The sequence below is a fragment of the Acinetobacter sp. ANC_7511 genome, from assembly GCF_056779975.1.
In genome coordinates this window covers 13,659-28,434 of sequence record NZ_JBWYIY010000015.1, presented here as the reverse complement: position 1 = coordinate 28,434, position 14,776 = coordinate 13,659, and the positions used below count along the sequence as shown (strand labels likewise).

Genomic DNA, 14,776 nt, shown 5'->3' with positions numbered 1-14,776 from the left:
ATACGATACCGTTAAATTACAAATTAATCACAACAGGGCTTACTGCCTGACTAATACATAATTTAATTTGTCGATTTGGCTCATGTTCAATTTCACCTGTGAGCATATTTTTAGTAGCGCCACTCACTTTGTTACAGACACATGCATTACAAATACCCATTCGGCATCCATGAGCGGGTCTTAATCCAGCCTCTTCAGCACTCACCAATAAACTTTTTTGAGCTTCAAACGATTTCTGACTGCGGATAAACGTGACAGATTGTTTTTCAATTTCTTCATCTACACGGATTTGAAAAAACTCTTGTTTGAGCTGATTGCTGATCCCCTCTTCATGACAAATTTGATTTACAGCTTGCATCATCGAAGTTGCACCGCATGCATAAATCTGTGCTTGCCTAAAACTTGGCATTAACTGCTCTAACAACGCCAATGTCAGATATTGTTTATGTTGGCGTGTATTAAAATAGTGATAATTAAAATGATCATGTTTTGAAGCGAGGTGTTGTAGTTTCACGTGGAACGCGTCATCTCGACAGAAATAAATCAAATAGATAGGTACAGATAATGTGTTTAAAGCCTTCGTAAGCAATGCATAAATGGCGGTAATGCCACTCCCCGACGCCAATAACACAATTGGCTGTTGAGTCGGCTCAAGCGTAAATTCACCTTGCGCTTGAGAAATTTCCACAACAGAACCTATCGCCAATTGGCTTAAACAATTCGACACTACTCCTTGAGCTCGGACAGCAATCACCAGATTACCTGTCGCAGAAATTTCCACAATCGAATAACTACGTTGTAGACGCACGCCTGCAATTACGACTGTCACTAAAACACTTTGCCCTGCCTCAATCTGTTGAAAATCGAAATTGTGATTTGGACATAAATGAATCTCATAGAAATCGTGACTAAGTGCCTGACGACTCACGAGCGATGCTTTGACTTTTTTCCAAGCCAAAGTGGGATGTATTTTTTCAGCGATAAAATCGACGAAATCTTCTCGAATCCATTCAGGACGATATGACAGATAACTACTCATCTCAAACGTTCCTCTTTTGTATTTCAATTTAATTGAGTGAACAAGTGTTCTAATAGTGAACATGTGTACACTATATTGTTTTTAAAGTTGAGTCAACACATGTTCACTGACATTCGTCGTTTAATTTTTATATTTTTTTGATAGACTCATCTCGACTTCACTTCTCAGGTTTTAAGATGTCTATACGCGATGAACGTAAACAACAAAGTCGTCAGGCTTTACTGGATGCCGCTTTGCGCTTAAGCACATCTGGCCGTTCATTTAGCAGTATTAGTCTGCGTGAAGTTGCACGTGAGGTTGGTTTGGTGCCAACAGCCTTTTATCGACATTTTCAAGATATGGATGAATTAGGCCAAGAGTTAGTGGATCAAGTCGCGTTATATTTGAAAACCGTACTTCATCAGCTCGGTCAAGGTTTGGCCCACCCTGAGGCGAAAGCCGAAACCAGCATGGAACTTTTTTTTGAAGCCATCGATTTAAATACCCAACCTTGGATTTTTATGATCGCAGAGCGCTGGGGGGGTTCTGAAGTGGTAAGACGTGCGATTGCTCGTGAAATTGAGTTTCTAAATTCTGATTTGGCCAATGACCTACAAAAATTCGAAATCGTACAAAATTTTCATCATGCTGATGACCTAAAAATGTTGTCGAATATTTTAATTAATTTATGTTTCACATGGGCAATGTCTTGGATTAGCTTAGGTCGTCAATATTCAGGTATGGAGCTTGAATTACAAAAATTAGTACTCAAAAAACAGTCCATTACCCAAATACGATTAATCTTTAAAGGGATTTTGAATTGGAATACTACTGAGGCATAAAAAAACCCGCTCAATGCGGGTTTTTTATTATTTAGCTTTGCGCTCTTTATCCAATAGATAATCAACCACTTGTAACACGCGGCCATTATCACCTTGTACGACATACTTCCCATTTACTACAACAGCTGGCACACCCGTCAATTGATATTGCTGCGCTAATTTATTCGCTTGAGAGACTTTGGCAGTAATTGCGAAAGAATTATATAAACTATTGAATTTCGCTTCTGGGATACCATACTTCGTAAAGAATTGTGCTTGTGATTTTTGGTCAAAAATCTGCTGACCTTTGTCATGGATCGCGTGGAATAAAGGCAAATGGGTACGTTTACGAACACCAAGTGCTTCAGAAATGTAGTAACCACGTGCATTCTGTTCCCATACTTTGTTCATTGCAGCAGGTGTACGGACAAAATTCACATCTTTTGGAATTTTACGTAACCAAGATTGCATATGAGGCTCTAAAGTAAAGCAATGACCACAGCCATACCAAAAGAATTCACGTACTTCCAATTTACCAGCGACATCAACCTTTCCTGGGTTTTGCACGACCGTATAATCTTTGCCTTCAACAAAGTTCGCCATTGCACCTGTTGAAAGTGCCATCAGCACCGCAGCGGCAACGCCACTAAAAACCACCTTTTTCATTAAGTTTTTATCCTCTAAATCATTCTGATTAGCATATGGTTTCACTATAAAACAAATATGAGAAAATCGTTTTGATTCTGTGAACTTTTTTACAAGATTTATCGCTTTTTTTGGAATTAGCGATACACTAAGATCTGATATAAATTCTACCCATTAAAACGAACTTTGCTAAGGTGGCTGTAATGACTCAACTGAATGTTGACCCACAAGAAATTGCTAAATTTGAAGCACTTGCTGCGGTATGGTGGGATCAACACTCTGAGTTTCGCCCTCTCCATCAAATCAATCCACTACGATTGAATTGGATTGATGAACATGCAGGTGGTCTTAGTGGCAAGAAAGTCCTAGATGTGGGCTGTGGCGGCGGCATTTTGGCTGAAAGTATGGCACGCCGTGGTGCCAATGTCCTCGGTATCGATATGGGCGCAGCACCATTAAATGTCGCACGTCTGCATGCAGAACAAGAAAACGTAACCAATATCCAATATCGTCAAATTCCAGTTGAGCAATTGGCTGAAGAACAAGCTGGTCAATACGATGTCGTAACTTGTATGGAAATGTTGGAACATGTACCAGATCCAGCGTCAATCATTCAAGCATGCCAAAAACTGGTGAAACCAAACGGTCATGTATTCTTCTCCACAATTAACCGTAATCCAAAATCATATTTATTTGCGATTATCGGTGCAGAGTATGTGTTACGTCTTTTGAAAAAAGGAACTCATGACTATCATAAATTTATTAAACCTTCTGAATTAGCGCATGATATTCGTAACGCAGGTTTAAAACTTAAAGATATGACAGGCTTACATTACAACCCATTAACTAAACATTATTGGTTAGCCCCAAATGTCGATGTGAACTATATGGTTTACACCCATAATGAGGTGAATGAATGAAGGCCGTACTTTTCGACCTAGATGGGACTTTAATTGACACTGCTGCGGATTTTATTCGTATTATTCAAGCAATGTGTCGTGAAGAAGGTCGAGAGATCGTAGATGCAGCCCTGATCCGAACTCAGGTCTCCGAGGGGGCTCGGGCGATGGTGAAATTGGTATATCCTGAATTACAGGTTGATGATCCTATTTTCCTTGCACATCGTCAGCGCTTTCTAGATATCTATGGTGCTGATATTGCTGTGGATACAGACCTTTTTGCAGGAATGTATCCTTTAATTGAGGACTTGGAACAACGGGATATTCCATGGGGAATTGTGACAAACAAACCTCGTTGGCTGAGTGAGGCACTACTTCAAGCCTTAAACTTAACTGAACGTTGTGCCGTTCTCGTATGCCCAGAAGATGTTAAGCACACTAAACCTGACCCAGAACCAATGTATCTCGCTGCTCAACAAATTAATGTTCCAGCTGAACAATGCATTTATGTTGGTGATCATCCACGTGATATTGATGCAGGTCGAAGCGCAAATATGTACACGATTTTGGCTGCTTACGGATATTTACCATTAGAACACAAAGATGACTTAGATTCTTGGCAGGCAGATTGTATAGTGAATGATGTACAAGAATTACATCAACACTTAATCGAATTGATCGAATCTCACCAAAAAACAGCTTAATTAGAACAATGAAGGAGGTCGCACATGAAATATTCAGAATATCAACCTCGCCCAGATTTATTGAAAGATAAAGTAATTTTAATTACGGGTGCAGGTGATGGCATTGGACGCGCAGCAGCGTTGAGCTATGCTTTACATGGTGCGACCGTCGTTCTTCATGGTAGAACGCTGAACAAGTTAGAAGTGATCTATGACGAAATTGAAAGTTTAGGTGCTCCTCAACCTGCAATTTTGCCACTGCAACTTTCTACTGCAACAGCATATGATTACGAACGTCTTGTGGAAACACTTGACCAACAATTTGGTCGTTTAGATGGGATTTTGCACAATGCTGGGATTTTAGGTGAGCGCGTTGAATTGGCCCACTACCCTGCTGAAGTGTGGGATGATGTAATGGCTGTAAATTTAAGAGCACCTTTTGTTCTTACTCAACATTTACTTCCATTATTAGAAAAATCTCAAAATGCCTCTGTTGTTTTTGCAAGCTCAGGTGTCGGTCGTGAAGCACGTGCGAAATGGGGCGCATACTCAGTTTCAAAAATTGCCATTGAAGCGGTCAGTCAAATTTTTGCAAAAGAAAATGTCTATCCAAATATCCGTTATAACTGCATTAATCCTGGTGCAACACGAACAGCTATGCGTGCTAAAGCATATCCTGATGAAGATCCGAAAGTATTGGCAACGCCTGAACAAATCATGCCAGCTTATTTATATTTAATGGGCGAAGACAGTATAGGTATGAATGGTCAGAGTATTGATGCTCAGGATTAGTTTTTTCAAAATTACATGATGAGGATCGTCAGATCCTCTTTTTTTAAATTATAGTTCTAACAAAACCTATTAAAAAATTTACCTTTAGATTTTAAAAGCTTAAACAAATAAGTCTCAACAACTTTTGAATACACCCATAAACTAAGAAATTATCTAATGGTAGTATCACTTACTTTGCTTTAAGCGTCTTAAGTATTTATAACTTAATAAAAACCCGACAATAATGTCGGGTTTTTATTTCATTCTGATCAGTCAAATAAACGATCGAAGAATGATTTCTTTTTAGGTGAAGATTTACTGTCCGCACCATCTAAAGATTCTTGTAACTCTTTTAAAAGTTCACGTTGACGTGCAGTTAAGTTGACTGGTGTTTCAATCACGATACGGCAAAGTAAATCACCTTGCATACTTGTGCGTACTGGTTTTACACCCTTGCCACGTAGACGGAACATTTTACCTGTTTGTGTTCCCTCAGGTACTTTCAAGTTCACACGACCATCAAGGGTTGGAATCTCAATTTCTTTACCCAATGCAGCATCAGCGATACTAATCGGCACATCCATATACAAGTCCGCGCCATCACGTTGGAAGATTTCATGTTCACGAACATTAACTTCTACGTATAGATCACCTGATTGACCATCACGAATCGCTTCACCTTTTCCAGTTAAACGAACGCGATCGCCATTATCTACGCCTGCAGGAATGGTAACTTCAAGTGTCTGTTGACGATCTTTAACACCTGAACCATGACAAGTGCCACAAGGATTTTTAATAATCTTACCTTGTCCGCGACAAGTGCTACACGTTTGCTGAACTGAGAAGAAACCTTGTTGCATACGGACCTGGCCAGCCCCGTGACAAGTTTTACAGGTTTCAACATCATTCGGGTTTTTAGAACCTTTACCATCACACACTTCACATGGTGCTGGCGCAGTAAAAGTGATTGTTTTCTTTACGCCACGTACAGCTTCTTCTAAGCTGAGCTCAAGCACATAACGTAAGTCTGAACCACGTCTTTGACGCTGTTGGCGACCGCCGCCACCAAACGCGCCACCGAAAATGTCACCAAACTGACTAAAAATGTCTTCAGCGCTAAAACCGCCACCGAAACCACCGCCGCCGCCACCGAAGCCGCCTTCAAACGCATTATGTCCCATGCGGTCATACATGCTGCGTTTTTCACTATCAGATAAAACTTCATACGCTTCAGCAGCTTCTTTGAATTTTTCTTCTGCTTCAGCATTATCAGGGTTACGGTCTGGATGATATTTCATCGCCAACTTACGGTAGGCTTTTTTAATTTCATCATCACTAGCTGTTTTAGAAACCCCTAAAACCTCATAATAATCACGTTTAGCCATGTCTGGCGATGCTCCACAAAAAAATTTGATATGACTTCTCTGCGGAATATGTTGGGGTCATATTCCGAGATTACAAGTAAATTAAATCATTATTTTAAAAAGCGGCTTTTTTCTGGAGATACTTAACTAAGCCTTTAAGCCATGCATTTAGGAGAAATAGCCATGCAATTGTGGTAAAAATGACACCAATCACCGTACACCCTTTCACCCATAACACACTATCCCAATAGATAAAGCAGGCAGGAATAAACCAAAGAGCAGCAAATGCGGCCATCATCATGAATAGCACAACATTTCGTGCAATCCATAATGCTTGAGCATGGATCCAGACTTCAGCGTCTTGCGCTTGAGCCACTTTTTGCGCTAAAAAATAGGCGATTGCAGCACTGATACCAGTGAACAATGCAAGAAACATGAATACATAAGACATCGTAATTAATCGACGATGTCTTGTTAAATTGTCTCGCCCCATGGATGCTTTTTTATACCTCAACCGAGTGCACATTCAGTTTTTTTATGTACTCAGCCCACTGTGTTATTTTGTGTTAAAAACTAGGGACTACTATATTGAATTTTTCAATGCTTCGCACCTAGTATTCACATAAAACTACGCGGTTTTTGACTCTTTTTTTACTTTAAACCATGCCGCATAGAGTGCTGGCAAGAAGAACAGCGTTAATAATGTTGCGATAATGAGTCCACCCATAATTGCTACCGCCATTGGACCAAAGAAGATACTGCGTGAAAGCGGAATCATCGCCAACACAGCAGCCAATGCAGTCAAAATAATTGGACGGGCACGGCGTACTGTCGCTTCTAAAATCGCTTCCCATTGAGAATGACCCGCTTTGATATCTTGCTCGATCTGATCAATCAAGATAAGCGAATTACGCATAATCATTCCAGATAAAGCAATGGTACCTAGCATCGCCACAAACCCGAAAGGCTTATTGAATATTAACAGGAACAATACCACGCCAATTAAACCCAAAGGCGCGGTCAAGAAAACAATAAACGAACGTGAAATACTCTTGAGCTGAATCATAAGCAAGGTAAAGACCACAGCCAAAAATAACGGCATGCCAGCATTTACTGAAGTTTGCCCACGTGCAGATTCCTCCACAGTGCCTCCCACTTCTACCAGATAACCACTTGGAAGTTCGGCACGAATTTTCTCAATAGATTCAGTTAATTCACCAACCACAGTAGCTGGTTGGAGTTTAGTCCGAATATCTGCGCGTACAGTAATCGTCGGCAAACGGTTACGATGCCAAATCAGACCATCTTCAAACTTATATTGAATATTCGCAATCTGTGCCAATGGAACTGTTGTACCTTGACTCGTCGGTACAGCGAGACTTTGTAACGATGCTACATCAACACGTTCCGCTTGATCGCCACGTAAACGAATATCAATTAACTCCCGTTTCTCACGATACTGATTAATCGCAGCGCCTGTTATTGAACTATTTAAGAAATTCGCCAAATCTAAGCTAGATACCCCTAACTGACGCGCACGATCTTGATCAATTTCAAGTGAAATAATTTTACTCGGCTCACCCCAATCTAAATGAACATTGGCGGTATTTGGATTTTCACTGATTGCTTGTGACACTAATTGTGCTCGTTGGCGAACAGTATTTAAATCTTCACCAGAAACACGGTATTGAATTGGATAACCGACTGGTGGCCCATTTTCTAATAGCGATACACGTGTCCGTACTTCAGGCAATAACTTACTAATTTCTTCACTCAGATTCTTTCTAATCTCATCTCGCTCATCTAATGAGGAAGCCAAAACCACAAATTGTGCAAAACTCGCCTGAGGCAATTGTTGATCAAGTGGTAAATAGAAACGTGGAGAACCTGTACCAACATAAGCGACGTAATTATCGATCCCTTTTTGAGTCGACAAGAATTTTTCTACTTTTTTAACCGCATTTTCTGTCGCTGTTAGAGAAGCACCTTCCTCTAGTTTTAGATCCACTAATATTTCAGCACGGTTTGATGGTGGGAAAAATTGTTGTGGAACAAATTTAAACATCAAAATTGACAAGACAAATATTGCAACCGTCGCAGCAATAACGGTTTTACGATAAGTAATACATAACTCAACCCAAGATCTAAATTTTTGATACGTCTTGGTTTGATATGGATCGTGATGCTCACCATGGTGTTGAACGACTGGTTGTGGCTCTGGTTGTTGACGTAATCTTGCCCATAAGCGTTGATACCACGGGGCTTTCTGATTCATTTGATTAAAATCAGGCAGTAATTTGTCACCTAAATAAGGAACAAACAGTACCGCTGCAAACCATGACACCACCAAAGCAATGGTTACAACTTGGAAAATTGAGCGAGTATATTCACCTGTGCTCGACGCAGCAGTGGCAATCGGCAAGAATCCAGCTGCAGTGATCAGCGTCCCCGTTAACATTGGAAATGCGGTCGACTTCCAAGCAAAACCTGCGGCTTTTAATCTGCTATATCCTTGTTCCATTTTAATGGCCATCATTTCAACTGCAATGATGGCGTCATCAACCAAAAGTCCAAGTGCTAAAATTAACGCGCCTAAAGAAATCTTGTGCAGTCCAACATCAAAGAAATTCATGCCTGCGAACGTCATTGCCAAGACCAAGGGAATAGAGAAAGCGACCACTAATCCTGTACGGAAACCTAAAGAGAAGAAGCTGACCAATAAGACAATAATCACGGCCTCTGCGAGCACTTTGATAAATTCGTGAATACTGCGTTGCACCGCTACAGGCTGATCTGAAACTTTTTTAAGTTCCATCCCTAAAGGTAAAGTTTGTTGTAGATCATTAAAGGTCTTTTCTAGATTTTTCCCTAGCGCAATGATGTCACCACCCTTACGCATAGACACCGCAATACCAATACCATTTTTGCCCATAAAGCGCATACGTGGTTGAGCTGGCTCACTAAAGCCACGGTAAACTTCAGCCACATCGCCCAATTGAATGGTCTTATCACCAACCAGTAATGGCATGTTCTTGAGATCTTCGACTGATTTCAATTGTCCGCTGACACGCACTTGAATACGATCTGAGCTTGTTTCAAAGAAACCTGCGCTCGCCATGGTATTTTGTTTTTGTAGTGCTTCTTGAATTGCAGAAACTGGAATACCCAATTGAGCGGTTTTCGTATTTGAAATTTCTATCCAAATTTTTTGATCTTGCAAGCCAACTAAATCAACCTTACCAACATCTTGTACACGTTGTAGTTGCAGCTGTAAGCGATCGGCATATTCCTTCATCACGGCATAATCAAAATCATCACCCGTTAAGACATAAATATTCCCAAAGGTGTCACCAAATTCATCGTTAAAGAATGGACCTTGAACACCGCTAGGAAGTTGGTGTTTGATATCTCCAATTTTTTTTCTAACCTGATACCAAACATTCGGTAATTCATGAGAACGCAGCGAGTCTTTGGCAACAAAGGTCACCATTGATTCACCAGGACGAGAATAGGCTGCAATACGATCATAGAGCCCCGTACTCATTAATTCTTTTTCAATGCGATCAGTTACTTGTAATGAAACTTCTTCCGCTGTCGCACCTGGCCAATAGGTTTGAACGACCATTACTTTGAAACTAAATGGAGGGTCTTCACTTTGTGATAGTTTTGAGTAGGAATAAACACCCAATATTCCCATCAAAATCATGAAATAAAGGATCAGTCCCTTATTATTTAACGCCCATTCTGACAAGTTAAAGTTCATATTTTCGCTCCAACTTGTCCTGCTTTCACATTCACTGCACGGTTTTGACGGTCAATCGGATTAATTTTTTGTTTATCTCGCAGTAAGTGTACACCGCCAACCACGACCCAATCAGAAGCTTTTAAACCTTGAGTCACAGGTACCGTATCACGACCATAAGCACCTATTTGAACATTCACCTTACGGATACTGTGATCTGGATTCACAACCCAAACATAAGGCTGATCTTCTGTTGCAGATACACTGGTCAAAGGAACATTAATCACATTTGAACTGATATTTGAAAAAAATACTCGCGCACTTTGTCCAAGTTGAATTGCTGAACGCCCTTCAGTCAAAGCAACTTTGACACTAAATGTTCTAGATTGGTCGGCAGCAGGTGAAATTTCACGCACATATGCGGCGAAACGCTCCTCTGGTTTTGACCATAGCGTAACCCAAGCTTTTTGACCTGTTTTAATTTCTGATACTGCTTGTTCTGGCACACCAATCACCACTTCACGATCACCATCTATCGCCAGTTGATATGCTGCCTGCCCTGCTGCGATCACTTGACCAACTTCAATACTACGCTCAGTGATGACGCCATTTTTATTGGCAATGAGTTGGTTATATCCCGTCTGATTACTACTCACTGCATAATTTGATTGTGCTTGTTTTAAATTGGACATAGCCGATTTATATTGATTTTCTACGGCATCATATTGCGAACGACTCACCGCATTAATAGGTAATAACTGCTTAAAGCGTTTGTATTCTTCTTCGGCAATTTTGGCTGCAGATTGCGCGCTTTCTAACTGAGCTTTTGAAGCATTTAACTGCAGTTGAGCATCTTTCACATCTAATTTTGCTAAGACTTGCCCGACTTTGACTCGATCCCCAACATCAACATAGCGTTCAGTAATTTGTCCTCCAACACGGAAAGCCAATGCCGTTTGCTGTCTCGCCTGAACTTCTCCTGCATAACTTTTCAGTTCATCTTGGGAAGTATTCGGCTGGGCAACCATCACAAATGGAATTTGTTCCTCTGTGGGTTTATCCTTACTACACGCGGTGAGTATCACGCTACAAATGAGCATTAGACTGTATGTGGCAAATTTTTGAGGACTCATGTGCACTGCTCTTATGTCAATTTTTAGGCAAATCAAATTAGGGATATTAATTTGATTATTTTTTAATTAATATACCGCATGGTACAGTAATTAAAAATCATTTTTCAAGGTATGACCTAAACTGTTTTTTTTGGATTTTTTTGTGCAAATGAATATTGGACGTCCTAAGGATTTAGTTAAAAAGAAACAAATATTAGAGGCAGCTAAACGTTTGTTTCTAAAACAGGGCTTTCATGGTTCAAGCATGAATCAAATTGCCAAAGAAGCTGGCGTGACTAAACTGACGGTGTATAACCATTTTCAAGATAAAGAATCGTTATTTACCTACGCAATTGCAGAAACGTGCGAAGAATCAATCAATGCTCGGCGAATCCAATTACACCCTGAATCCAATTTTTTAGAAGACTTCTATCAGGTATGTAGTTTAGCGCTGCAAATTGTCAATCTTCCTGAAGCCATTAAGCTTGAGCATTTATTATTAGAATTGGCAGCAGAGCAAAATCCTTTGGCTGAACCTTTTTATAATGCATCTCATAAGCGGTTATTTGTGGTTTGGACTGATTTTTTTGCTCAAGCGATTGAGCACGGATTTATCCAGAAAGATGATGCTGAAAAGCAAACACATTTGCTCCTTTCTTTACTCTTAGGGCATCGACATCATGAAGTATTGTTAGGTGTTCGTCAGGTTCCCAGTGAAGCAGAATGTGATGAAATTATTCATCAAGCCATCGAATTATTTATGCTGAAATACAAAAAATAGCTCTCTCCATTCTTAAATGGCGTATTTTTCACCTAATTTTCTTTAAATTATTTTGCAATCGCTTGGCATGTCATGAATAAGCGGTATAGTCAAAAGAACAAGAAAAGGAGAAAAAAATGATTCAACAAATTGATGCTCCATTACGTGAAGACGTACGCTTACTCGGTAATCTTTTAGGAGAGACTTTAAAAGAACAAGCTGGACAAGATTTGTTTAATCAAGTTGAACAAATTCGTGCACTCGCGAAAGGTGCACGTGATGGTGATAGCGAAGCTGAAAAACAATTAGAAAGTTTATTTTTAAGTTTAAAAGATGATGAGATTCTTCCACTGACACGCGCTTTTTCACATTTTCTGAACTTTGCCAATATTGCAGAACAATATCATGTGGTACGTAGCCGTCGCCAAAATGAGTTTGATGAAAACGGCGCTGCAGCGAATGTCCTTATTCCCCTTTTTGAAAAATTTCAACAACAGCTGATTTCAGCGGAAACCCTTTATCAACAAATTTGTGAGCTAAATATTGAGCTTGTACTCACCGCACATCCTACGGAAGTTAGTCGTCGCACCTTGATCCAAAAATATGATGGGATCAACGAGTGTTTATCTAAGTTTGATCAGCAAAAGCTGACCCCCAAACAGCGCGCTCAAGTTCTTTCTGAATTAAAACAATTGGTTTGTTCAGCATGGCAAACCGATGAAATTCGCCAACATCGTCCAACCCCAATTGATGAAGCAAAATGGGGTTTTACTACCATTGAGCAAACTTTATGGAACGCTATTCCTAAGTTTGTCCGTGAATTGAATCAATTGGTTCAAGAGCATTGTTCTCAAGCTTTACCTTTAGATATTGCACCTGTGCGGTTTGCATCTTGGATGGGTGGTGACCGAGATGGAAACCCAAATGTCACACACAAAGTGACTCAAGAAGTTTTATGGTTATCTCGATGGAAAGCCGCGGATCTCTACCTCCGAGATATTGAAGATTTACGTTGGGAGCTTTCTGTTCAGGCGTGCAGTGATGAACTAAAGACTGCCTTAGGTCAGCCTCATTCAGAGCCTTATCGTGAATATTTAAGAACAACACGTGAACGCTTAAAAATTACAAGAGAATGGCTCACTGCAAAATTACAAGGTCAACATTCTGATGTGGATCGTAGCCAGATTATTCATCACAAAGATGAGTTGTTGCAGCCATTATTGTTATGTTATCGCTCATTAGTCGATTCAAACCTTTCCGGTATCGCTCAAGGAAAGTTACTCGATTTTATTTATCGCGTGAATTGTTTCGGTATTGAGTTATTAAAACTAGATATTCGCCAAGAGTCAGGTCGTCATCGTCAAGCAATTTCAGCGATTACTGAGTATCTTGGACTTGGCAATTTTGAGACATGGACTGAACAAGCCCGTCAAAACTTCTTATTACAAGAACTGCAAAGCAAACGCCCTTTACTTCCTAAGCATCTTAATGAATCTGCTCAAAGTCTTATTGAGCATCCTGATGTTCAAGAAGTATTCGCTACCATGCGAACTTTGGCAGAACAACCTGCTGAAAGTCTAGGTGCTTATATTATTTCAATGGCGGAATATCCAAGTGACGTTTTGGCGGTTCTATTACTCCAAAAAGAAGCAGGTATTAAGCAACCTCTGCGTGTAGTTCCATTATTTGAAACGTTAAAAGATTTAGATGGCGCAGCTTCGACCATGAATACTTTATTCAGTATGCATTGGTACAAACAACATATTCAAAACAAGCACGAGGTCATGATTGGTTACTCTGACTCAGCAAAAGATGCAGGTTTCATGTCTGCAAATTGGGCTCAGTACCGTGCACAAGAAGAGTTAACAGCTATTGCCAAACAACATGGTATACAACTCACTTTGTTCCATGGTCGTGGTGGCTCAATTAGTCGTGGTGGTGCTCCAACCCAACAAGCACTATTTTCACAACCACCTGGCTCAATCTCAGGTGCAATCCGTGTGACTGAACAAGGCGAAATGATCCGATTCAAATTTGGATTAGAAGAAATCGCACTGCAAAATTTAGAGATTTATACCGCAGCTACCCTTGAAGCGACTTTACTGCCACCACCAGAACCCAAGGCAGCATGGCGCGAGTTGATGCACAAGATGACGGAACTCTCTGTGAATGTTTACCGTCAAACAGTCCGCGAAAACCCTCATTTTGTCCAATATTTAAGAACCGTGACGCCAGAGCTTGAATTACAGATGCTACCTTTGGGTTCAAGACCAGCGAAACGAAAAATCAGCGGTGGTATTGAATCCTTACGTGCAATTCCATGGGTATTTGCATGGACTCAAATTCGATTAATGCTTCCAGCATGGTTAGGTACTGGTGCAGCCATCAATCAAGTCATTTCAGAAGGTCACAAAGCTGAGCTAGATGAAATGTTAGAACAATGGCCTTATTTCCAAACTTTAATTGATATGTTGGAGATGGTGCTATCTAAATCAGATAGCAATGTCGCATTGTATTATGAATCTCATCTCACCCAAGATGAAAATCTTAAAGTATTGGGTGCGGAACTACGCCAACGCTTACATGATGCCGTACAAACTTTATTGGCGATGAAAGGTGAATCTAAATTACTCAGTTCTAATGAAGTTCTTGATCAAGCCATGAAGATTCGTAAACCCTATCTTCTTCCATTACACCTGTTACAAGCAGAACTCATGAAAAGACGTCGCGAATATTTAGCTGAACGAACTGTCGAACAAACTGAGGTTGACCATGCATTAATGGTAAGTATTGCAGGTATTGCTGCTGGATTACGTAATACGGGTTGATTTCACGACTGCCTATGCTCAAGTACCTTTATGGGCTTGAGCAATTTAGAGACTTTATTCTAATTTTCAGTAATGACAACGAAGCACCTATAAATTTTTTACTCAATATGGATATAGATTTTTTTGATATAGC

General features: G+C 40.2%; 12 protein-coding genes. 6 read left to right on the top strand and 6 right to left on the bottom strand.

Translation table 11 applies throughout. From position 1 onward, the window contains the following. Positions 1–16: 16 nt before the first annotated feature. A complete protein-coding gene (locus AC1M9L_RS11120; protein WP_481592134.1) occupies positions 17–1,039 on the bottom strand; it encodes a flavin reductase family protein in 1,023 nt (340 codons plus the stop codon). Positions 1,040–1,215: 176 nt separating this feature from the next. On the opposite strand from AC1M9L_RS11120, the gene AC1M9L_RS11115 reads away from it, so the two are divergent. After that, the gene (locus AC1M9L_RS11115) at positions 1,216–1,860 is read left to right on the top strand and encodes a TetR family transcriptional regulator (RefSeq protein ID WP_481592133.1); all 645 of its coding nucleotides are present in this window, start codon (positions 1,216–1,218) and stop codon (positions 1,858–1,860) included. Positions 1,861–1,887: 27 nt separating this feature from the next. Here the strand turns inward: AC1M9L_RS11115 and AC1M9L_RS11110 are convergent, their stop codons facing one another. Beyond that, positions 1,888–2,505 (bottom strand): thiol:disulfide interchange protein DsbA/DsbL, encoded by a 618-nt coding sequence (locus AC1M9L_RS11110; RefSeq protein WP_092767991.1) that lies wholly within the window; start codon positions 2,503–2,505, stop codon positions 1,888–1,890. 182 nt (positions 2,506–2,687) lie between these two features. On the opposite strand from AC1M9L_RS11110, the gene ubiG reads away from it, so the two are divergent. From ubiG to AC1M9L_RS11095, 3 genes are read left to right on the top strand one after another with little or no spacing between them, the layout of a single operon-like run. Then, positions 2,688–3,404: a bifunctional 2-polyprenyl-6-hydroxyphenol methylase/3-demethylubiquinol 3-O-methyltransferase UbiG gene (gene ubiG / locus AC1M9L_RS11105; RefSeq protein WP_481592132.1), complete on the top strand. Its 717-nt coding sequence runs from the start codon at positions 2,688–2,690 to the stop codon at positions 3,402–3,404. Next, the gene (locus AC1M9L_RS11100; protein ID WP_035268813.1) at positions 3,401–4,087 is read left to right on the top strand and encodes an HAD family hydrolase; all 687 of its coding nucleotides are present in this window, start codon (positions 3,401–3,403) and stop codon (positions 4,085–4,087) included. The genes ubiG and AC1M9L_RS11100 overlap by 4 nt, the downstream gene beginning before the upstream one ends. Positions 4,088–4,111: 24 nt before the next feature. Further along, the gene (locus AC1M9L_RS11095) at positions 4,112–4,858 is read left to right on the top strand and encodes a YciK family oxidoreductase (protein WP_035268812.1); all 747 of its coding nucleotides are present in this window, start codon (positions 4,112–4,114) and stop codon (positions 4,856–4,858) included. Between the two features lie 248 nt (positions 4,859–5,106). Here the strand turns inward: AC1M9L_RS11095 and dnaJ are convergent, their stop codons facing one another. The 4 genes from dnaJ to AC1M9L_RS11075 all read right to left on the bottom strand — a co-directional run bounded on the left by dnaJ (position 5,107) and on the right by AC1M9L_RS11075 (position 11,076). After that, on the bottom strand, positions 5,107–6,222 hold the full coding sequence (dnaJ, locus tag AC1M9L_RS11090; RefSeq protein WP_035268804.1) for a molecular chaperone DnaJ: 1,116 nt from the start codon (positions 6,220–6,222) through the stop codon (positions 5,107–5,109). A gap of 94 nt (positions 6,223–6,316) precedes the next feature. After that, positions 6,317–6,694: a hypothetical protein gene (locus AC1M9L_RS11085; RefSeq protein ID WP_035268802.1), complete on the bottom strand. Its 378-nt coding sequence runs from the start codon at positions 6,692–6,694 to the stop codon at positions 6,317–6,319. 135 nt (positions 6,695–6,829) lie between these two features. Then, on the bottom strand, positions 6,830–9,964 hold the full coding sequence (locus AC1M9L_RS11080) for an efflux RND transporter permease subunit (RefSeq protein WP_481592131.1): 3,135 nt from the start codon (positions 9,962–9,964) through the stop codon (positions 6,830–6,832). Continuing rightward, entirely contained in the window at positions 9,961–11,076 is a 1,116-nt protein-coding gene (locus AC1M9L_RS11075) for an efflux RND transporter periplasmic adaptor subunit (RefSeq protein WP_481592130.1), read from the bottom strand. Before AC1M9L_RS11075 ends, AC1M9L_RS11080 begins: the two co-directional genes overlap by 4 nt. Before the next feature lie 142 nt (positions 11,077–11,218). Between AC1M9L_RS11075 and AC1M9L_RS11070 the strand changes: the two genes are divergently transcribed. Together AC1M9L_RS11070 and ppc are read left to right on the top strand one after the other, a co-directional pair. Next, the gene (locus tag AC1M9L_RS11070) at positions 11,219–11,836 is read left to right on the top strand and encodes a TetR/AcrR family transcriptional regulator (RefSeq protein WP_035268797.1); all 618 of its coding nucleotides are present in this window, start codon (positions 11,219–11,221) and stop codon (positions 11,834–11,836) included. A 116-nt stretch (positions 11,837–11,952) separates the two neighbouring features. Further along, positions 11,953–14,643 carry a phosphoenolpyruvate carboxylase gene (gene ppc / locus AC1M9L_RS11065; RefSeq protein ID WP_481592129.1) on the top strand — a complete coding sequence of 897 codons (2,691 nt, stop codon included), beginning with the start codon at positions 11,953–11,955 and terminating at the stop codon, positions 14,641–14,643. Positions 14,644–14,776: the final 133 nt, after the last annotated feature.